The organism is Pseudomonas sp. H26/SER47-MNA-CIBAN-0231 (genome assembly GCF_040310465.1).
Classification (GTDB): Bacteria; Pseudomonadota; Gammaproteobacteria; order Pseudomonadales; family Pseudomonadaceae; genus Aquipseudomonas; species Aquipseudomonas atacamensis.
Genome location: NZ_JBEOPW010000010.1, coordinates 76,013 through 95,104 on the forward strand (window position 1 = coordinate 76,013; position 19,092 = coordinate 95,104).

18 protein-coding genes are annotated in these 19,092 nt (G+C 61.3%); 5 read left to right on the forward strand and 13 right to left on the reverse strand.

What is annotated here, in order from left to right; genetic code table 11:
- Nucleotides 1-3 precede the first annotated feature (3 nt).
- On the forward strand, nt 4-816 hold the full coding sequence (locus AAEZ10_RS16685; protein WP_110646086.1) for a YfaP family protein: 813 nt from the start codon (nt 4-6) through the stop codon (nt 814-816).
- Between the two features lie 6 nt (nt 817-822).
- Here the strand turns inward: AAEZ10_RS16685 and AAEZ10_RS16690 are convergent, their stop codons facing one another.
- The 10 genes from AAEZ10_RS16690 to exaC all read right to left on the reverse strand — a co-directional run bounded on the left by AAEZ10_RS16690 (nt 823) and on the right by exaC (nt 11,087).
- Nucleotides 823-1,257 (reverse strand): hypothetical protein, encoded by a 435-nt coding sequence (locus tag AAEZ10_RS16690; protein WP_225914394.1) that lies wholly within the window; start codon nt 1,255-1,257, stop codon nt 823-825.
- Between the two features lie 408 nt (nt 1,258-1,665).
- Entirely contained in the window at nt 1,666-2,412 is a 747-nt protein-coding gene (locus tag AAEZ10_RS16695; protein WP_038860948.1) for a S24 family peptidase, read from the reverse strand.
- Nucleotides 2,413-2,732: 320 nt separating this feature from the next.
- On the reverse strand, nt 2,733-3,260 hold the full coding sequence (gene ppa / locus AAEZ10_RS16700) for an inorganic diphosphatase (RefSeq protein WP_003205933.1): 528 nt from the start codon (nt 3,258-3,260) through the stop codon (nt 2,733-2,735).
- A gap of 112 nt (nt 3,261-3,372) precedes the next feature.
- The gene (locus tag AAEZ10_RS16705; protein ID WP_122750925.1) at nt 3,373-4,185 is read right to left on the reverse strand and encodes a M90 family metallopeptidase; all 813 of its coding nucleotides are present in this window, start codon (nt 4,183-4,185) and stop codon (nt 3,373-3,375) included.
- A 4-nt stretch (nt 4,186-4,189) separates the two neighbouring features.
- On the reverse strand, nt 4,190-4,840 hold the full coding sequence (locus tag AAEZ10_RS16710) for a DedA family protein (RefSeq protein WP_016773001.1): 651 nt from the start codon (nt 4,838-4,840) through the stop codon (nt 4,190-4,192).
- A 228-nt stretch (nt 4,841-5,068) separates the two neighbouring features.
- On the reverse strand, nt 5,069-5,530 hold the full coding sequence (locus tag AAEZ10_RS16715; protein ID WP_016773002.1) for a GNAT family N-acetyltransferase: 462 nt from the start codon (nt 5,528-5,530) through the stop codon (nt 5,069-5,071).
- A 115-nt stretch (nt 5,531-5,645) separates the two neighbouring features.
- Nucleotides 5,646-6,470: an ethanolamine ammonia-lyase subunit EutC gene (eutC, locus tag AAEZ10_RS16720; protein ID WP_350570150.1), complete on the reverse strand. Its 825-nt coding sequence runs from the start codon at nt 6,468-6,470 to the stop codon at nt 5,646-5,648.
- A 5-nt stretch (nt 6,471-6,475) separates the two neighbouring features.
- Nucleotides 6,476-7,870, reverse strand: coding sequence for an ethanolamine ammonia-lyase subunit EutB (locus AAEZ10_RS16725; protein WP_024014467.1), 1,395 nt, complete (start codon nt 7,868-7,870; stop codon nt 6,476-6,478).
- Nucleotides 7,871-7,921: 51 nt separating this feature from the next.
- Entirely contained in the window at nt 7,922-9,373 is a 1,452-nt protein-coding gene (gene eat, locus AAEZ10_RS16730; protein ID WP_016773005.1) for an ethanolamine permease, read from the reverse strand.
- Nucleotides 9,374-9,566: 193 nt separating this feature from the next.
- Nucleotides 9,567-11,087, reverse strand: coding sequence for an acetaldehyde dehydrogenase ExaC (gene exaC, locus AAEZ10_RS16735; protein ID WP_110646090.1), 1,521 nt, complete (start codon nt 11,085-11,087; stop codon nt 9,567-9,569).
- Between the two features lie 302 nt (nt 11,088-11,389).
- On the opposite strand from exaC, the gene AAEZ10_RS16740 reads away from it, so the two are divergent.
- The 4 genes from AAEZ10_RS16740 to AAEZ10_RS16755 all read left to right on the forward strand — a co-directional run bounded on the left by AAEZ10_RS16740 (nt 11,390) and on the right by AAEZ10_RS16755 (nt 15,840).
- A complete protein-coding gene (locus tag AAEZ10_RS16740) occupies nt 11,390-13,303 on the forward strand; it encodes a sigma-54-dependent Fis family transcriptional regulator (RefSeq protein WP_350570153.1) in 1,914 nt (637 codons plus the stop codon).
- A 266-nt stretch (nt 13,304-13,569) separates the two neighbouring features.
- Nucleotides 13,570-14,919, forward strand: a complete 1,350-nt coding sequence (gene mpl, locus AAEZ10_RS16745; RefSeq protein WP_016773007.1) for a UDP-N-acetylmuramate:L-alanyl-gamma-D-glutamyl-meso-diaminopimelate ligase — start codon at nt 13,570-13,572, stop codon at nt 14,917-14,919.
- Nucleotides 14,916-15,563, forward strand: coding sequence for a flavin prenyltransferase UbiX (ubiX, locus tag AAEZ10_RS16750; protein WP_071173708.1), 648 nt, complete (start codon nt 14,916-14,918; stop codon nt 15,561-15,563). The genes mpl and ubiX overlap by 4 nt, the downstream gene beginning before the upstream one ends.
- On the forward strand, nt 15,556-15,840 hold the full coding sequence (locus AAEZ10_RS16755; RefSeq protein ID WP_024014461.1) for a YceK/YidQ family lipoprotein: 285 nt from the start codon (nt 15,556-15,558) through the stop codon (nt 15,838-15,840). The genes ubiX and AAEZ10_RS16755 overlap by 8 nt, the downstream gene beginning before the upstream one ends.
- Nucleotides 15,841-15,970: 130 nt before the next feature.
- Here AAEZ10_RS16755 and AAEZ10_RS16760 read toward each other — a convergent pair whose 3' ends face one another.
- The 3 genes from AAEZ10_RS16760 to AAEZ10_RS16770 form a co-directional block, all read right to left on the reverse strand.
- Entirely contained in the window at nt 15,971-16,612 is a 642-nt protein-coding gene (locus AAEZ10_RS16760; protein WP_016773010.1) for an oxidoreductase, read from the reverse strand.
- A gap of 27 nt (nt 16,613-16,639) precedes the next feature.
- Nucleotides 16,640-18,367, reverse strand: a complete 1,728-nt coding sequence (locus AAEZ10_RS16765) for a C13 family peptidase (RefSeq protein WP_110646093.1) — start codon at nt 18,365-18,367, stop codon at nt 16,640-16,642.
- Between the two features lie 102 nt (nt 18,368-18,469).
- Nucleotides 18,470-18,925 carry a MaoC family dehydratase gene (locus AAEZ10_RS16770; protein ID WP_016773011.1) on the reverse strand — a complete coding sequence of 152 codons (456 nt, stop codon included), beginning with the start codon at nt 18,923-18,925 and terminating at the stop codon, nt 18,470-18,472.
- Nucleotides 18,926-19,092: the final 167 nt, after the last annotated feature.

Genomic DNA, 19,092 nt, shown 5'->3' on the forward strand with positions numbered 1-19,092 from the left:
ACCATGACACTCCGTTATCCACAGGTCTTGCTGCTGCTCTGTGCCCTCAACGTACTGCCGCAAGCGTTCGCCGCCGATGGCGTCAAACTCGACACCCCGGTGGGCGGCTGGCGCAGCGGCGCTCCGCAAGGCGAGGGCGAGAGCTTTCGCCAGACCGTCAACTACCCGGCCTCGTCGGTCAACACACCGCTTGGCCAGGCCAATACCGCCAGAATCAGCGGCCAGATCAAAGCCGTGCCGAAGAACAACGAACCCGGCCGCCTGATCGTCAACGGCGTCAGCATGCCGCTGAAAATCGACCCCGCCGGCGGCTTCGATCGCCCGTTCTCCTTCCCCAACGGCAGCAACAGCGTCGAAGTGCGCAGCGCCGACGGCCAGCAACGCCACCGCACGCAATTCCTCAACGCCCGCGGCGGCGCCACCCCGGCCAAACTGCGCGTGCTGCTGGCCTGGGACAGCGACGGCACCGACCTCGACCTGCACCTGATCACCCCCGATGGCGCCCACATCTGGTACGGCAACCGCAGCGCCGCCAACGGCGCCGCCCTCGACGTCGACGTCACCACCGGCTACGGCCCGGAAATCGCCGCCATGCCCGCGCCGATCAAAGGGCAATATCTGGTGTATGTGAATTATTACGGCGGCGGATATCGCGGGGATGATGAAGGTGGGGATGAAGCGGTGCAGGCGCTGACCACGGCGCAGGTGACGGTGATTACTGAAGAAGGCACACCGAGCGAGAAGATGGAGACGTTTGTAGTGCCGATGCGGACGGCGGGGGAGCTGACGTTGGTGAAGTCGTTCAGTTATCCGTGAATCCGGCTAATCAGGAAAAACGCCGCAAAGCGCGTTGCCCTGATAACCATGCACAATCGGCCCCAGCATCATGAACGGCCCGCAGGCGTAGAACGGCGACGGCACCGTTTGTTTTGAATAGAGCAAAACAATTTCATTGCCGGACTCGTCACTGCCAAAGGACTGCTCGGAATACGACGTACACACGGGCAATTTCAGCGGAACAGGAATGATCAACGCCCAAACCGTGATGCCACACCATTCACGGGTAGGCGCTGATTGCGCGGTTCGGGTAATCGCTGGCGTGAGCGAACGAGCACTTAGAGCTTTGTACTCGTCAGTTCTGAGTGTGGTTTTCTCAGGCAAAGCCACGATGGCACCGACGCAGCCTGAGAGATAAAAACTCATCGCAGCGATCAGGATGACCGGTCCAAGCAGTGTGAAACGAGGGGCGAATCGCACGTTTTAACTTCCTTGTGAAGCGTTTCGGAACAGTGGTGCCCAGCTTGTTCGATTCCTTCCAAGCGAGAGGCGTAGCCTTTTTGCAGGCATTAAAAAGCCGGCTTGTGGCCGGCTTCTCGGGGACTGGCTTGGTTTATTTTTGGTAAACCGCGCCAGCCTTCAAAACGTACATCCGGATCTGCGTCCGGCTGTGGGACTTGGTCAGACGTTGGTCTGCCGCGTCGGGCGTCATCCGAGCCGCTGGGCGGGTCGATGCGCGAATGTGGGGCGCAGGATACTGAGTTTTGCTTTGGATTCCCAGCCTCAAGTGCGGTTTAGAGCGACTGAAGCAGTACAAATCCTGGATTTGTACCGGTTATCAGGGCCCTCTTCGCGAGCAGGCTCGCTCCCACAGATTCGAGTGAACTGTCATAGAAACGGCACCACCGGCCGGCGCTTGCCCAGTGTCGACCACCAGAACACCCAGCCAAGAATGTGAATCCGCTGCTCTTCGATCTGCGCCGGCCGGAAGACCTCGTCGGGGTATTCGGCGCTGTTGTGGCTGCGCATGCGCAAGCCGTTGCCGGGCATGCGGTGCAGGTATTTGATGCGCAGCATGCCGTCGTGCTCTACGGCGTAGATTTCGCCGTCGACGACCTGGGTCAGACCGCGGTCGATGGCGACGATGGAGCCGTCTTCGATGCGATCGGCCATGCTGTTGCCTATCATGTGCGCGCAGATGGCGTTGGCGTGCTGGATGTCGAGTTGATCGAGGTGGGCGCGGGGCAGGCGCAGGGATTGGTCGGGGTCGAGGATGACGTGGGTTTTGCCGTCGCCGTTGGCGATCGGGGTTTCCTTGAAAAATGCCAGGTCGATGTCGCTGGGATTGATGACGGTGTAGACGCCGTAGATGGACTGGGCATCGAACGTGTCGCCGTTGCTGGCGGGTGGGTGCAGGCGCGCGACCTCCTTGACGCCTTCCCCGGTTTTCAGCCATTCACTATTGACCGACAACAGGCGTGAGACTTCTTCCATGCGATACGCCGGGACGCCCCGGGTGTACCAGTTATGAACGTTTTGGGCTTCCGTGCCCCAGAACCTTGCGAAATCCGTGGTGCTGATGTTCGCTGCTTCCAGGAGTGCCTTGAATCGTGGACCGCTAGTGTTCTTTCTCATAAACACGGAGTCTACGGCCGGACTAGAGCGGTTTGAATAAACCGGGCGTTCAAAAAAAGCCTGTATTTTGCGACGGGATGTAAGACGTACTTGTGGGAAATTAAACAGATTAAAACTGCATGTAGGAATTTAAACGCGTTGTTTAATCGGGCTTTTTCAAGAGCCCCTCACCCCAACCCTCTCCCGGAGGGAGAGGGGGCCGACCAAGGTGTATTTCGAGTTACATCGACCTGAACAACCGAGTCGATTATGCAGACGCCAATAACAAAAAACCCCGGAAATCCGGGGTTTTTTTCGAGCGTCACGCAAAGCGCAATGGCTTAGCCCTTGTAGGCGGCAACCGACTTGGTGATCGCTTCGCGGGCGGCGTCTGCGCCGGCCCAGCCTTCGATCTTGACCCACTTGCCCTTCTCGAGATCCTTGTAGTTCGCGAAGAAGTGCTCGATCTGCTGGATCAGCAGGGGTGGCAGATCGGTGTATTCCTTCACGTCGACGTACAGCTGCGACAGCTTGTCGTGGGGCACTGCGATGACTTTGGCATCGCCGCCGCCGTCGTCGGTCATGTTCAGGATGCCGACCGGACGGGCGCGGATTACCGAGCCTGGAGCAACCGGGTAAGGAGTCACGACCAGCACGTCGAGGGGATCACCGTCGTCAGCCAGGGTGTTCGGGATGTAACCGTAGTTGGCCGGGTAGAACATTGGGGTGGCCATGAAACGGTCAACGAACAGGCAATCGCTGTCTTTGTCGATTTCGTATTTGATCGGCGCGTGGTTGGCCGGGATCTCGATCGCGACGTAGATGTCGTTCGGCAGGTCTTTGCCAGCCGGAATCTTGCTGTAGCTCATTGGGCGTTGCCCCCGTAGTTGACCAAAAACACTTGGCCGGATTGACCAAAAAGTGGCGGCGATTATAGGCACATTCCTACGCCGACGCCACGTACCAGAAGTCGTGCAGAGCTTAGTCGTGCGCCTGATAGACCGGGTCTGTGGCCTGAAGTTGCCGCAGTCTGCCCAACGGATCCTGCCGGTAGAAAAGCTGCAGTTGCAAGTAGACCTGTGGATAAGCCTCATGCAGCAGATCCGGGGCGCTGAAGAAGTATTCACTGGTGACGGCGAAGAACTCCGCCGGGTTCTCGGCGGCGTAGGGATCGATGGCGGTTTCGGCGTCGGGATCGTGGTCGAGCTGGCGGTTGAGGTCGTCGTAGGCGGCCTGCATCACTTCGGCCCAGTCGCGCACGCGCATGTCGGTGTGCAGTGGCGGCAGGCCGTTGGCGTCGCCGTTGAGCATATCGAGCTTGTGCGCCAGTTCGTGGATCACCAGGTTGTAGCCTTCCCAGCCACCGCTGGCCTGTACGCCGGGCCAGGCGAGAATCACCGGCCCCTGTTGCCAGGCTTCGCCGCTGTGTTCGCCATCCCACTCATGCTCGACGCCGCTGGCATCGCGATGACGTTGCGGGCTGAGGAAGTCATCCGGGTACAGCACGATTTCGTGGAAACCCTGGTACCAATTCAGATCACCGAGATGCAGCAACGGCAACTGTGCTTGCGCGGCGAGCAGCAGGCGCTGTTCCTGATGCAGTTCGACGCCGGGCAGGGCGGTCAGGTGTTTGTCGTCGAGAAACAGCACACAGGCTTCGCGCAGCCACTGGTCTTCGGCTGCGCTGATGCCGTCGAGGAAGGAGAGCTGATGGCGCACCCGTTGCCACAGGTCGTCGGCAATCGGGTGCCTGGCCAGGAGGCGCCGGCGTCGCCAGGCGCTCAGTGACCACATCGGTTCAGTGCGATTGCACTTTGGTGCCGCCGAACCGGCTGCGCACCACGCCGATGATCATCGGCACCAGCGACAGCAGGATGATTGCCACCACCAGCAGCGAGAGGTTTTTCTTGATGAACGGCACGTTGCCGAAGAAGTAACCCAGAGTGACCAGACCGCCGACCCAGAGGATGGTGCCGAGCACGCTGAAGCCGAAGAAACGCGGGTACGGCATCCGCGCCACGCCCGCGACGAACGGCGCGAAGGTGCGGATGATCGGCAGGAAACGCGCCATGGTCACGGTCTTGCCGCCGTGCTTGTCGTAGAAGTCGTGGGTTTTTTGCAGGTAGTCGCGACGGAAGATTTTCGAGTTCGGGTTGCTGAACAGCTTCTCCCCGGCCGTGCGTCCGATCACGTAGTTGGTACTGTCGCCCATGATCGCCGCCAGCATCAGCAGGCCACCGAGCAGCACCGGATCCATGCCGCCGCCGGCCGCCACTGCGCCAGCGATGAACAGCAGCGAGTCACCCGGCAGGAACGGCATTACCACCAGACCGGTTTCACAGAAGATCACCAGAAACAGGATGGCATAGATCCATGGCCCATAGTTGTTCACCAGCAAATCGAGGTACACATCGAGATGCAGGATAAGGTCGAGCGGGTTGAAATCCATGGGGGCACCTGTATGACGGCCCGACTCGGCAGGCCTGTGCGGATGACTTCGTGTAAGCCTACAGCGGGGTGTAGTTTTTCTTACAAGCCGGAAAGATCGGGATTATACGGTCTGACCGCTGAAAAGCGCGCCGGTTTTGTAGCGGGGAGTGTCGCGAAGTGAGCAATTGTCAGGGAAGGGGCGGCCGTGGCGAGGGAGCGAACTCCCTCATCACCGAAGCCGTTGGAGTCAGAGCTCGTCGCTGATTGGCAGTACGTAGTTCTTGAACTCGGTGTCTTCCTTGAAGCCGATCGATTCGTAGGTTTTCTGCGCCACTTCGTTGTTCGCGCTGGTCGAGACGCGCATGCGCACGGCCTGGGTTTCCTTGGCCATTTTCTTTGCGGTGCGGATCAGGTTGTCGGCGACCAGTTGCCGGCGCGCATCTTCGGCAACGTAGATATCGTTGAGAATCCACACGCGTTTGAGCGACAGCGATGAAAAGCTCGGATAGAGCTGGCAGAAGCCCATGAGTTTCTTGTCGTCATCGTCGGCCAGGGCCAGATAGATCACCGACTCTTTGCGGCGCAGGCGCTTCTCGAGGAACGCGCGGGAGGAATCCGGGTAAGGCAGGGAGCCGTAGAACTCGCGATATTTGACGAACAAAGGAGTCAGCAAATCCAGATGTTCGAGGGTCGCTTGAATAATCCGCATGATAGGTCTCGTCTTCAAGTGGCTGTCTTCAACTGCTCTGACGGCGATGGGAAACCCGGGCGGCCGTGCGTCGATCCTGCCTGAAAGCAGCGCAGAAAGGCAATGCGGAAACGGTTCAGGCTGGCGGTGGATCGAGCAGGAAGTTGCCTTTCATATCGACAGCGTCGTCCGCCTCCAATGTGTGCAGCTGAGCTTCATCCTTTAGGTTGACCCCCGACAGCTGCCGCCGACAGGCCTCGCGCATCAGATACAGCAAGCGATGCGCCGCCATGCCGTAGCTCAAACCTTCAAGCCGGACATTGGAAATGCAATTGCGATATGCGTCGGTGAGGCCGACCTTTGGCGCGTAGGTGAAATACAGCCCGAGGCTGTCCGGCGAACTCAGGCCCGGGCGCTCGCCGATCAGCATTACCACCATTTTCGCCCCTAGCAACTGGCCGATTTCGTCACCGATGGCGACGCGACCCTGCTCGACCAGCACCACCGGTGCCACGGACCAGCCGTCGCCGCTCATCTGCTCTTCCAGGCGCGTCAGGAACGGCAGGGTGTGGCGATGCACCGCCAGTGCCGACAGGCCATCAGCGACGACCATCACCAGATCGACGCCGCCCGGATGTTGGCTGGCGTAGTCGCGCAAGGTCTGCGCCGATTCATCGCTGAGCTTGCGCCCCAGGTCCGGGCGTTGCAGGTAGGTGTGTCGGTCCGGCGCGGCGCTTTGCAGCGCCAGGGTTTCCCGCCCGCGCTCGCTCAGTTGTGCGCGGATTTCGCTGTGATCGAAGGCCAGGTGCACGGCATCGCGGGCCTGGGCGTGGGCAAACTGAAAATCCAGCTGTGCCCGCGTCGGCAGACTGGTGCCGGTGCGGCCCAGGGCAATGCGTGCCGGGGTCAGGCGGCGCAGTTCCAGCCAGGGGTTTTGCGGATCGATCGGTGGTTTTTCCATAAGACTTATCCCAAGTGCGCCAAGGCCTGGCGGAAGGCCGGCGGCAGGTTGTTGCCGAAGCGAACCTTGCCGTCCGCCTGAGTGAAGATGCCCATGTTGGCCAGCCATTGTTCGAACTCCGGCGCCGGTTTCAGGCCCAGGGTCTGGCGGGCGTACAAGGCGTCGTGAAACGAAGTGGTCTGGTAATTGAGCATGATGTCGTCGGAGCCGGGGATGCCCATGATGAAGTTGATCCCGGCGACGCCGAGCAACGTCAGCAGGGTGTCCATATCGTCCTGATCGGCTTCGGCGTGGTTGGTGTAGCAGATGTCGCAGCCCATCGGCACACCGAGCAGCTTGCCGCAGAAGTGGTCTTCGAGGCCGGCGCGGATGATCTGCTTGCCGTTGTAGAGGTACTCCGGGCCGATAAATCCTACGACGGTGTTCACCAGGAACGGCTTGAAATGTCGCGCCACGGCGTAGGCCCTTGTCTCGCAAGTCTGTTGATCTATGCCGTGGTGGGCGTTGGCCGACAGCGCGCTGCCCTGACCGGTTTCGAAATACATCAGGTTCTGCCCGAGGGTGCCGCGCTTGAGGCTGAGCCCGGCGTCATAACCTTCCTGCAACACGTTGAGGTTGATGCCGAAACTGGCATTGGCTGCCTCAGTGCCGGCAATCGACTGGAACACCAGATCCAGCGGCACGCCACGGTTGATCGCCTCGATCGAAGTGGTGACGTGGGTCAGCACGCAGGCCTGGGTCGGGATGTCGTAGCGCTGGATGATCGCGTCGAGCATTTCCAGCATCGCGCAGATCGAAGCGATGCTGTCGGTGGCCGGGTTGACCCCGATCATCGCATCGCCGTTGCCGTAGAGCAGGCCGTCGAGAATGCTCGCGGCAATGCCGGACGGCTCGTCAGTCGGGTGGTTGGGTTGCAGGCGGGTCGACAGGCGCCCGCGTAAACCGAGGGTGCCGCGAAATTGGGTGACCACGCGGATTTTCTGCGCGACCAGCACCAGATCCTGCACGCGCATGATTTTCGACACGGCGGCGACCATTTCCGGGGTCAGGCCGGGGGCGAGGGCGCGCAGGCTGGTTTCGTCCGCCGCATCACTGAGCAGCCAGTCGCGAAAGCCGCCAACGGTGAGGTGGCTGACCACGGCGAAGGCTTGCTTGTCGTGGGTGTCGATGATCAGCCGGGTGACTTCATCGGCTTCGTAGGGAATCAGCGCTTCTTGCAGGAAGTGGGTGAGCGGGATGTCCGCCAGGGCCATTTGCGCGGCCACCCGTTCGCCGTCGTTGAGCGCGGCGATCTCGGCGAGAAAATCCCCCGAGCGGGCGGGGCTGGCCTTGGCCATGACGTCTTTGAGGCTGTCGAAGCGGTAAGTCTGCGCCCCGACCGTGTGAGCAAAACTGGCCATTCAGCGTTCTCCGTGACGGCGCAGATGCGTCTGCGCCGTGGTTTTCGACAATCAGTGCAAGGCTTGTTCAGCTTTTTGAATCGCCGCGAATTCTTCTTCCGGCGTGCCCGCTACCAAGTGATGCCGACTGTAGAAAGCAAAGTAAGCAATTAACACTCCATAGATGATCGCTGCGCCGATCACCACCCGTGGATCGACGAGGAAGCCCGCTACCACGGCGATGCAGGCCAATACCAGCGCCACACCCGAGGTGAAAATGCCACCCGGCGTGCGGTACGGCCGGTCCATTTTGGGGCGACGGATGCGCAGGGTGATGTGCGCGGCCATCATCAGCACATAGGAAATGGTAGCGCCGAACACCGCGACCAGAATCAGCAGGTCGCCCTGGCCGGTCAGCGACAGACCAAAGCCGATGATGCCGGGAATCACCAGGGCCAGCACCGGCGCCTTGCTTTTGTTGGTCTGCGACAGTTTGCGCGGCAGGTAACCGGCCCGCGACAGCGCGAAGATCTGCCGCGAGTAGGCGTAGATGATCGAGAAGAAACTGGCGATCAGCCCCGCCAGGCCGACGAGATTGACGAAGCTGCCCATCCACGTCGAGCCGCCGTAGGCTTTGCTCAGTGCTTCGACCAGTGGATTACCCGACGTCAGCAGCGAATTCGCACCGGCGCCGCCGGGACCGACGATCAGAATCAGCAGGGCAAACATCAGCAGCACCAGCATTGCCCCGATCAGGCCACGCGGCAGATCGCGCTTGGGGTTTTTGGTTTCTTCGGCGGCCAATGGCACGCCTTCAACGGCAAGGAAAAACCAGATCGCATAGGGAATTGCCGCCCATACGCCGACATAGCCGAACGGCAGAAACGCACTGGCGCCGACCGCAGTGGTCACCGGGATGTCGAGCAGGTTGGCGACGTCGAAGTGCGGCACCATCGCCACCAGAAACACCCCCAGCGCCAGCGCGGCGACGGCGGTGATGATGAACATCAGCTTGAGCGCTTCGCCGACCCCGAAAATATGGATGGCAATGAAGATGATGTAGAACGCCAGATAAATCATCCAGCCGCCAATGCCGAACAGCGACTCGCAGTAGGCGCCGATGAACACCGCGATGGCAGCGGGGGCGATGGCGTATTCGATGAGGATCGCGGTGCCGGTGAGAAACCCGCCCCACGGTCCGAAAGCACTGCGGGCGAAACCGTAGCCGCCGCCAGCGGTGGGAATCATCGACGACAATTCGGCCAGGGAAAAACACATGCACAGGTACATGGTCGCCATCAGCAGCGTGGCGAGAAACATGCCGCCCCAGCCACCCTGGGCGAGGCCGAAGTTCCAGCCGGCGTAGTCGCCGGAAATCACATAGGCGACGCCGAGGCCGACCAGCAGGACCCAGCCGGCGGCGCCTTTTTTCAGTTCGCGTTGTTGGAAATAATCGGTGCCGACTTTTTCGAAGTCGACGGAGGAGCCGGTCGCCGGAGCGCCGGCCGGGGATTCGCTTGGCATAGGGTTCACCATTTTTATTGTTTTATTGGCCCGGCTACAGCCAGGCCATTGGGTTGAATGGCACAACGCTTTCGCGAGCAGGCTCGCTCCCACAGGGGATTGGGTACGACCATGAATCACCTGTGGGAGCGAGCCTGCTCGCGAAGACACTCCAGAGGGCGAAGCAGGAAACACCTGCCTCACCCCGTCTGGATCAGAAGAATCCCAACGGATTGATGTCGTAGCTCACCAGCAGGTTCTTGGTCTGCTGATAATGGTCGAGCATCATTTTGTGGGTTTCACGCCCGACGCCGGACTTCTTGTAACCGCCGAATGCGGCATGCGCCGGATAGAGGTGGTAGCAGTTGGTCCACACGCGACCGGCCTTGATCGCCCGGCCCATGCGGTAGGCGCGGTTGATGTCGCGGGTCCACAGGCCGGCGCCGAGGCCGAACTCGGTGTCGTTGGCAATCGCCAGGGCTTCGGCTTCATCCTTGAAGGTGGTGATGCTCACCACCGGGCCGAAGATTTCTTCCTGGAACACGCGCATCTTGTTGGTGCCCTTGAGCAGGGTCGGCTGGATGTAATATCCGGTGGCCAGGCTGCCCTCGAGTTTTTCCACCTTGCCGCCGGTCAGCAGCTCCGCGCCTTCGCCCTTGGCGATTTCCAGGTACGAGAGGATCTTGTCGAATTGCTGCTCCGACGCCTGGGCGCCAACCATGGTCTCGGTGTCCAGCGGGTCGCCACGTTTGATCTGGCTGACTTTCTTCATCACGGCCTGCATGAATTCGTCATAGATCGATTCCTGCACCAGTGCGCGGGAAGGGCAGGTGCACACTTCGCCCTGGTTGAAGAACGCCAGTACCAGGCCTTCGGCGGCTTTCTCGATGAAGCTCGGCTCGGCCTGCATGATGTCTTCGAAGAAGATGTTCGGCGACTTGCCGCCCAGTTCCACGGTGGATGGGATGATGTTTTCCGCCGCGCATTTCATGATGTGCGAGCCGACCGGGGTCGAGCCGGTGAAGGCAATCTTGGCGATGCGCTTGCTGGTCGCCAGCGCTTCGCCTGCCTCTTTACCGAAGCCCTGCACGACGTTGAGCACACCCGGCGGCAGCAGGTCGCCGATCAGCTCCATCAGCACGCAGATGCCCAGCGGGGTTTGCTCGGCAGGCTTGAGCACCACGCAGTTACCGGCGGCCAGCGCTGGCGCAAGTTTCCACGCGGCCATCAGCAGCGGGAAGTTCCACGGAATGATCTGGCCGACCACGCCCAGCGGTTCATGAATGTGGTAGGCCACGGTGTTACCGTCGATTTCCGCAGCGCTGCCTTCCTGAGCGCGCAGGCAACCGGCGAAATAACGGAAATGGTCAGCGGCCAGGGGGATGTCGGCGTTGAGGGTTTCACGGATAGCTTTGCCGTTGTCCCAGGTTTCGGTGATCGCCAGCAGTTCGAGGTTTTCTTCGATGCGGTCGGCAATTTTCAGCAGGATCAGCGAGCGCGCCTGCACCGAAGTGGCGCCCCACGCATCGGCGGCGGCGTGGGCAGCGTCCAGCGCCTTGTCGATGTCTTCGGCGGTGGAGCGAGGGAATTCGGCAATTGGCTGGCCATTGACTGGCGAGGTATTGGTGAAGTACTGACCTTTGACCGGCGCGACGAACTCGCCGCCGATGTAGTTGCCGTACTTGCTCTTGAACGAGACTTTGGCGCCGTCAGTACCGGGGTGGGCGTAACGCATGATGATGTTCTCCTTGGCTTTGTACTTATTAGAGAAACGCGCAAGTGCGCTTGCTATAAGCGTAGAGCAAGGCTCGGGCCACTGCCGTGCAGGTCAGGCAAATCAAGGGCTTGGCCGGTTTGTCTCGGACGAGTGGAGTGGTGCTGTGACGGTATCGGTACAGCACGGGTGACAGTTTGTACCGCTTGCGGCACAGCCCGTGACCGGGCGGTCTTGCCAGCATTGCATTGCCGGAGCCGCTGGAGGATGCTGGGCGTCACCTCATGCTTTGGGCCATCGCGCCCCGGGGAGAACAATAAGAAATGCACGACAACCATTTGAGTCGCCATGCCCGCCAGGTTCTCACCGTCACCCAGGGCAAACCGCACCTGCACGGCCCCGGCGCCGATCCATCGATCGCCCGTTCGTGGCTGCGTTGCCTTGAGGACTACCACCTCGATCCTTCTGTGACCATGGCGCCGACCGTGCTCGAGCATGGCCGAGTGCTGGAAAGTCGCGAACGTCTGCAACAAGTGCTGCAAATCGCCGGCACCGAGATGAGCAGCCTGCATCAGCAACTCTCCGGTGCCGGCCACGCGGTGCTGCTGACCGATGCGCGTGGGGTGATCCTCAATTGCGTCACCGCGCCGGCCGAACGGAAGATTTTCGAGCGCGCCGGTCTCTGGCTCGGCGCTGACTGGAGCGAAGCCTGCGAAGGCACCAACGGCATCGGTACCTGCCTGGTGGAGCGTCAGACGCTGACCATTCACCAGGACGAACACTTTCGCGGCCGCCACACCGGGCTGACCTGCTCGGCGAGCCCGGTGTTCGATCCCCATGGTGAATTGCTGGCGGTACTCGATGTGTCTTCGGCGCGGCCGGACGTCTCGCGGCAGAGCCAGTTCCACACCATGGCGCTGGTCAATCTGTCGGCGAAGATGATCGAGAGCTGTTACTTCCTGCGCTGTTTCGACAATCAGTGGTTGCTGCGTTTCCATCTGCAGGCCGAGTCCGTCGGCCTGTTCAGCGAAGGGCTGCTGGCGTTTGACGGCGAAGGGCGGATCAGCGCAGTCAACCAGAGCGCGCTGAACCTGCTCGGGCATATTCGCGGTGGTTTGCTCGGTAAACCGGTGGAAGCGTTTTTCGATTGTTCGCTGGATGACCTCCTCGGGCGGGCGAGCGCCAACGCCAGTGCCAGTTGGCCACTGCGCACCCGTGATGGCCGGCATCTGTTTGCCGTGTTGCGCGGCGAATCGCGCAAGCCGACAGCCATTGTTCCAGCGCCAATCGCTACTCCAGCGCCACGCCTGTCCGGCATCTGCCTCGGCGATGAAGCGTTGCAGGCGGAATTTCGCAAAGCCCTGCGCGTGTTCGAGCGCGACGTGCCGCTGTTGATCAACGGCGAAACCGGCTCGGGCAAAGAGGCGTTCGCCAAGGCTGTGCACCAGGCCAGCCAGCGCTGCGGTAACGCCTTCGTCGCACTCAATTGCGCTGCCATTCCGGAAAGCCTGATCGAGAGCGAACTGTTCGGCTATCGCGGCGGCAGCTTCACCGGCGCGCGCAAGGACGGCATGCGCGGCAAGCTGCAACAGGCCGATGGCGGCACCTTGTTCCTCGACGAAATCGGCGATATGCCACTGGCGTTGCAGACGCGCTTGCTGCGTGTGCTGGAAGATCGGCAAGTGGTGCCGATTGGCGGCGAGCCGCAAGCGGTGGACGTGCGCATCATCAGTGCGACGCACCGCAATTTGCTCGAGCGGGTCGAGGACGGCAGTTTCCGTGAAGACCTGTATTACCGCTTGAACGGGCTGGAAGTGGCGTTGCCGGCGTTGCGCGAGCGCAGTGATAAATCGCAGTTGCTGGACTTTCTCCTGGCCGAGGAGGCAGGGGGTGAAACGATCCTGATCGACGAAGCGGCGCGGCAGGCGTTGCTCGCATTCAACTGGCCGGGCAATGTGCGGCAGTTGCGCAATGTCCTGCGTACGCTGGCGGCGTTGTGTGATGGCGGGCGGGTCGGCGTTGAGGATTTGCCGGTGATGATTCGGCAGGCGCGGCCGGCGGTGGTGGCGGCGCAGATCGCCGCCCAGCCACTGGACGACGCCGAGCGTCTTGCATTGCTCAATGCGCTGGAGCAGACGCGCTGGCACATGACCCATACAGCGCAGCAACTGGGCGTAAGCCGCAACACCCTTTATAGAAAACTGCGTAAACACGGAATTGAGCGGCGTGTCAGCTGAAAGCCCTCACCCTAACCCTCTCCCAGAGGGAGAGGGGACTGACCGAGGTGTTTTGGCGATTTACGCCGACCTGAAATATCGAGCCGAACTAAAAATTTGAAAGCGACCGAGATCGGCTCCCTCTCCCTCGGGAGAGGGCTGGGGTGAGGGGCTGCGGTCTGAAGCCGTGCGCAGATGTAGCCGCCAACCCGTCTCCATCCTTCAGCTAAAGAGTGCCATTTCCCCCTCCCTACGCTAACCTGCGGCCATGTTTTACGAGGTCGACTATGCACATTCATATTCTGGGTATCTGCGGGACTTTCATGGGCTCGATGGCGGTGTTGGCCAAAGAGCTGGGCCATCACGTCACCGGCTCCGACGCCAACGTCTATCCGCCGATGAGCACACAGCTCGAGGCCCAGGGCATTCAGCTGACGCAGGGTTATGACCCGGCGCAACTCGATCCGGCGCCGGATCTGGTGGTGATCGGTAATGCCATGTCCCGTGGCAACCCGGCGGTGGAATATGTGCTGAACAAAGGCCTGCCGTACGTCTCCGGCCCGCAATGGCTGGCTGACCATGTGCTGCAAGGTCGCTGGGTGCTGGCCGTTGCCGGTACCCACGGCAAGACCACCACCAGCAGCATGCTTGCCTGGGTGCTGGAACACGCCGGGATGAGCCCGGGTTTCCTCATCGGCGGCGTGCCGCAGAATTTCTCGGTGTCGGCACGCCTGGGCGGTACGCCGTTTTTTGTGATCGAGGCTGACGAATACGACAGCGCGTTCTTCGACAAGCGCTCGAAGTTCGTCCACTACCGTCCGCGCACCGCGATCCTGAATAACCTTGAATTCGATCACGCCGACATCTTCCCTGATCTGCCGGCCATCGAACGTCAGTTCCACCACTTGGTGCGCACCATCCCGAGCGAAGGTCTGGTCATCCACCCGACCACCGAGCCAGCGTTGCAGCGCGTGATCGAGATGGGTTGCTGGACCCCGGTGCAAACCACCGGCGCCGGCGGTCAGTGGCAGGTCAAGCTGCTCAGCGAGGACGGCTCGGCGTTCGAAGTGATGTTCGAAGGCGTGTCCCAAGGCACCGTCGAGTGGGAATTGACCGGTCAACACAACGTCGCCAACGCCCTGGCTGCTCTGGCCGCCGCGCGTCATGTTGGCGTGGTGCCGTCGATGGGCATCGCCGGGTTGAGCGCGTTCAAGAACGTCAAACGACGCATGGAGAAAGTCGCCGAGGTGCGCGGCATCACCATTTACGACGACTTTGCCCATCACCCGACCGCCATCGCTACCACCCTCGACGGCCTGCGCAAACGCATCGGCGACGCGCCGCTGATTGCGATCATCGAGCCGCGCTCCAATTCGATGAAGCTCGGCGCCCACCGTGACGGTCTGCCGGACAGCGTGGTCGATGCCGATCAAGTGATCTGGTATGCCCCGGCCAACCTCGGCTGGGACCTTGGCGCGACCGCTGCCCTGTGCACCGTGCCGTCAATCGTCAGCGATTCGCTGGAAGGCATCATCGAACGCGTGAAGAGCCAGGCGCAGCCCGGCACGCACGTGGTGATCATGAGCAACGGCGGCTTCGGCGGCCTGCACGGCAAGCTCGCCGAGGCACTGCAATGAACAGTTTTTCCCAGGCCGGTGGCCCGGAACGCATCACCCTGGCGATGACCGGTGCTTCGGGCGCGCAGTACGGTTTGCGCCTGCTCGATTGCCTGGTGCGCGAGGATCGCGAAGTGCACTTCCTGATCTCCAAGGCTGCGCAACTGGTAATGGCCACCGAGACCGACGTGTCCCTGCCGAACAAACCGCAGATGATGCAGGCCTTTCTGACCGAATACACCGGCGCCGCTGCCGGGCAGATTCGCGTGTATGGCAAGGAAGACTGGATGTCGCCGGTAGCCTCCGGCTCCGGCGCGCCGGCAGCCATGGTCGTGGTGCCGTGTTCGACCGGCACGCTGTCGGCGATTGCCACCGGCGCCTGCAACAACCTGATCGAGCGCGCGGCGGACGTCACCCTGAAAGAGCGCCGTCAGTTGATTCTGGTGCCGCGCGAGGCGCCGTACTCGAGCATTCATCTGGAGCACATGCTCAAGCTGTCGAATCTGGGCGTGACGATTCTGCCGGCCTCGCCGGGCTTCTATCACCAGCCGCAGACCATCGATGACCTGATCGACTTCGTTGTGGCGCGGATCCTCAATCTGCTCGGCATCCCGCAGGACATGCTGCCGCGTTGGGGCGAGCATCACCTGAGCAGCGATGAATAAGCTGCTGGTGCTTGTGCTGGCGCTGCAATTGGCTGGATGCGCTACCGTGCGCACGCTGGATGCAGCCAAACCCGGCGCACCGGTGGTGTACGCCGGGACGCGCCTGGATTTGTATGCGTTGAACGGCGGCTGCTGTGCGATGGACCGGTTCGGTGCCGAAGCGCCGAGCTATCCGGGAGTGGACCTGCCGGCCAGCGCGTTGCTCGACACGCTGTTGTTGCCGTTGTCGTTGCTCACCGTGATTGGCGTAGGTTTTCAAGCGACTGGTGGATTGTAGCGACTGATCGTTCCCACGCTCTGCGTGGTAACGCATCCTGTGACGCTCCGCGTCACGCTTTTTAGGACGCAGAGCGTCCATGGCTGCATTCCCACGCAGAGCGTGGGAACGATCATCATGGGCGGATGGATTATTTGCCGAGCTTCCTCAGCTCATCCGATTCGATCACCCGCACCCCATCCTGTTCTTCCAGCGCCAGGCGCCACATCGCTCGCGCCAACTGGCACGCTTCGATGCCGTGGTATTTGCCCGGAATCAGCTTCGACAACGGCCCGGCGAGTTGCTCGACCAGCCGTGGCTCGGTGCGTTCGCCAAGCAGCAGCGAAGGTCGGCAGATGGTCAGCTGCGGCCAGTTCTGCGCGCGCAGGGCCTGTTCCATTTCACCCTTGACCCGGTTGTAGAACACCGAGGAATTCGGATCGGCGCCAATCGCACTGATCACGATCAGGTGCCGTGCGCCCATCTCCCGGGCGCGCTTGGCGAACGCCACGACCATGTCCAGATCCACTGCGCGAAAGGCTTCTTCGGAGCCGGCCTGTTTGATCGTGGTACCGAGGCAGCAGTAGGCGATATCGACCCGGCCACTGAGCTGCGGCAGAAACGCCTGCGGGTCACCGACCGGGTTTTCCAGATGCGGATGCTCGGCCAGCGGCCGGCGTGAAGGGGCGAGGACACGGGTAATCGTTGGCTCGTTGAGCAAACGGTCGAGCAGATGTTCACCGGTCAGTCCGGTGGCTCCGGCAAGCAATACGTGCTGAGGCGTCAAGTACATAGTGTCTCTCCCTTGATACTGTTCAGCTTAGTTGCCTTTTTTCGCCGCGTCGTTCAATGCGCTGCTTTGCAAAGCTTTGCGTGCTTGCTGTTTTCGTAGCAGTTGCCAGTGCGACAGTACGGTTTTCGGCGCCCAGATCTGCGGCTCCGAGGCTTCGAAGCCGTCGGCCAGCTCACGTTCGGCAACGGTGGCCTTGGCCAGTTTGAATGCCTGCTCAAGGTCGTCGGTCTGGTTCAGTGCCTGGGCAAACAGCGCATCGCCGAAATAAGTGAAGTTGGCTTCTTCCGAGCAACCGAACGACACCCGATCGGCGCGCGAGGCGGTCATGATCAGCGTGCGTTCGTCTTTCAGCGCCGGGATGAAACCGCCGGAATAGCATGAGGAAATCACGATGACCTTGTCGCGATGCTTCAGCGGCGCGAGCACGGCGGCGAGTTCATCGGCCGGCAGATCGGCCAGTTCCATGCGCGGCTGATCGAGCACCAGTTCGTGCTCGGCGGTGCCGTGGCTGGTCAGATAAATGAACAGCAGATCTTCCGGCCCGCTGCGTTCGGCAAGGGCTTGCGCGGCGCGGCGCAGGTTTTCCCGGGTGGCCATCGGCCGGTCGCCGAGATGATCGCGATGATTGACCAGACGAATCTGGCCGAAGGCGCCGAAGCGCGTGTTGAGCATGTTGGCGACGTAGTCGGATTCACGCAGGAACACGCTTTGCTTGCCGTCGCCGCCAAGGGTCAGGGTGTACAACTCGACTGCCGGAGTCGAAGCGGGAATCGCCGCCAGTGCGTCGTCCAGCAACCGACCCTGGGCGAGCAAACCGAGTTCGAGGGTGTCGGGGAGCAATTTGCCGTCGGCGTCGCGCACGCGTTGGCCGTTGATCCAGGTGCCGCTGAGCACGCTGCCATCGGTCAGCACCAAAGTACCGCGTCCTGAATAGCTGTCGTTGTCGAAGCCGCCGATGTAGAAGCTGCCATCGGCCAGGTTCAAACGGCCCTGGCCGGTGAAGCGCCAGTCATTGAACACACCGATGTAATGGCTGCCGTCAGCGCCGATCAGTTCGCCCTTGCCGGTCAGCGCGCCTTCCTTGAACTGGCCAAGCCAGACGTCGCCGTCGGCGTTCTCGTAGCGGCCCTTGCCGTGCAGTTGATTGTTCTTGAAACCGCCGACGTAGATATCGCCGTCGGCGCTGTTGTAAGTGCCGTTGCCTTCCAGTTGGCCGTTGACGAAATGCCCGCTGAACGAATTGCCGCTGGCATCGCCGCGCTGGCCTTCGCCGTTGGGTTTGCCGTGGGCGAACTGGCCTTGATAGGAGCTGCCGTCGTCCATTTCCAGACGGCCGAGGCCGGAATACTGGTCAGCCTTGAACTCGCCGCGATAGGTCATGCCGTTTTCTTTCAGCGTGCCTTCGCCATCGCGCCGGCCCTGCTTGAAACCACCGGTGTAACTGCTGGCATTGGTGCTCAGGCTGCCCTGACCATCGAACAGCCCTTGCTGGAACTGGCCGCGATAGACCTCGCCGTTGCTGCCATGCCATTCGCCTTGCCCGTGCCACTGACCCTTGTCGAACTCCCCGGCGTACCAGCTGCCGTTGGGGTAGTCGACGCGGCCCTGACCTTGCAGCAAGCCGTCGACCAAGTCACCGCGATAGCGTCCGCCATCGGGCAGGCGCGCATCCGGCGGCAACAGCGATTCGCCGTCGCCGCAAGCGGTGAGCATCAGGGTCAGGGCAAGGGGTGCAAGTCGAGCGATTGAGCGCATAGCGGGATCCGGGCAATTAGGCGACCGAGTATGCCGCAGCTATGCGTCGCATATATACAGACGTGACGCGAAACAGCGTGCGCTGCTTCGCATCCGGGATGATCAGACGAAGCAGAGTGACAGCGGCTCGGCAATGTAGGCCGGTTTGTCCGAGCCTTCTATCTCCAGTGTCGCGGTAGCCTTGAGCAACCACTGGCCGGGTTTTTTCTCGGTGACTTCGACCATGTCGACCTTCAGTCGGACTTTCGAGTTGACCTTGACCGGCTGGATGAAACGCACGCTGTCCAGGCCATAGTTGACGACCATCTTCACGCCTTCGGGCAGCACGAGGATGTCTTCCATCAGTTTTGGCATCAGCGACAGCGACAGGAAACCATGGGCAATCGTGCTGCCAAACGGCGTTTGCGCAGCCTTGACCGGATCGACGTGAATGAACTGAAAATCACCGGTGGCTTCGGCGAACAGGTTGATGCGCTCCTGATCGATGGTGAGCCATTCGGAACGTCCAAGTTCCTTGCCGACATAATCTTTGAGCTCTGCAACGGGAACATAGGGCATTGAGACTCTCCTTGGGTTCATCGGTTTTATAGTTTTTCAGGGGGCGGATTTGACCGGCCTGCGAACCACTGTAGATCATCATGGCGATTTGCTCAGGTCAACCGACCATGCTTTTGGCGAATGCCGGTCCATAGCGCCGGCATGCTTATAATGCCGAGCCCCTGCTG

Bases quoted from the DNA above. Each gene is read 5' to 3' on its own strand.
- AAEZ10_RS16685 (WP_110646086.1), top strand. From the start codon at position 4: ATGACACTCCGTTATCCACAGGTCTTGCTGCTGCTCTGTGCCCTCAAC.
- AAEZ10_RS16695 (WP_038860948.1), bottom strand. From the start codon at position 2,412: ATGAGAAAGAACACTAGCGGTCCACGATTCAAGGCACTCCTGGAAGCA.
- ppa (WP_003205933.1), bottom strand. From the start codon at position 3,260: ATGAGCTACAGCAAGATTCCGGCTGGCAAAGACCTGCCGAACGACATC.
- AAEZ10_RS16705 (WP_122750925.1), bottom strand. From the start codon at position 4,185: ATGTGGTCACTGAGCGCCTGGCGACGCCGGCGCCTCCTGGCCAGGCAC.
- AAEZ10_RS16710 (WP_016773001.1), bottom strand. From the start codon at position 4,840: ATGGATTTCAACCCGCTCGACCTTATCCTGCATCTCGATGTGTACCTC.
- AAEZ10_RS16715 (WP_016773002.1), bottom strand. From the start codon at position 5,530: ATGCGGATTATTCAAGCGACCCTCGAACATCTGGATTTGCTGACTCCT.
- eutC (WP_350570150.1), bottom strand. From the start codon at position 6,470: ATGGAAAAACCACCGATCGATCCGCAAAACCCCTGGCTGGAACTGCGC.
- AAEZ10_RS16725 (WP_024014467.1), bottom strand. From the start codon at position 7,870: ATGGCCAGTTTTGCTCACACGGTCGGGGCGCAGACTTACCGCTTCGAC.
- eat (WP_016773005.1), bottom strand. From the start codon at position 9,373: ATGCCAAGCGAATCCCCGGCCGGCGCTCCGGCGACCGGCTCCTCCGTC.
- exaC (WP_110646090.1), bottom strand. From the start codon at position 11,087: ATGCGTTACGCCCACCCCGGTACTGACGGCGCCAAAGTCTCGTTCAAG.
- AAEZ10_RS16740 (WP_350570153.1), top strand. From the start codon at position 11,390: ATGCACGACAACCATTTGAGTCGCCATGCCCGCCAGGTTCTCACCGTC.
- mpl (WP_016773007.1), top strand. From the start codon at position 13,570: ATGCACATTCATATTCTGGGTATCTGCGGGACTTTCATGGGCTCGATG.
- ubiX (WP_071173708.1), top strand. From the start codon at position 14,916: ATGAACAGTTTTTCCCAGGCCGGTGGCCCGGAACGCATCACCCTGGCG.
- AAEZ10_RS16755 (WP_024014461.1), top strand. From the start codon at position 15,556: ATGAATAAGCTGCTGGTGCTTGTGCTGGCGCTGCAATTGGCTGGATGC.
- AAEZ10_RS16760 (WP_016773010.1), bottom strand. From the start codon at position 16,612: ATGTACTTGACGCCTCAGCACGTATTGCTTGCCGGAGCCACCGGACTG.
- AAEZ10_RS16765 (WP_110646093.1), bottom strand. From the start codon at position 18,367: ATGCGCTCAATCGCTCGACTTGCACCCCTTGCCCTGACCCTGATGCTC.
- AAEZ10_RS16770 (WP_016773011.1), bottom strand. From the start codon at position 18,925: ATGCCCTATGTTCCCGTTGCAGAGCTCAAAGATTATGTCGGCAAGGAA.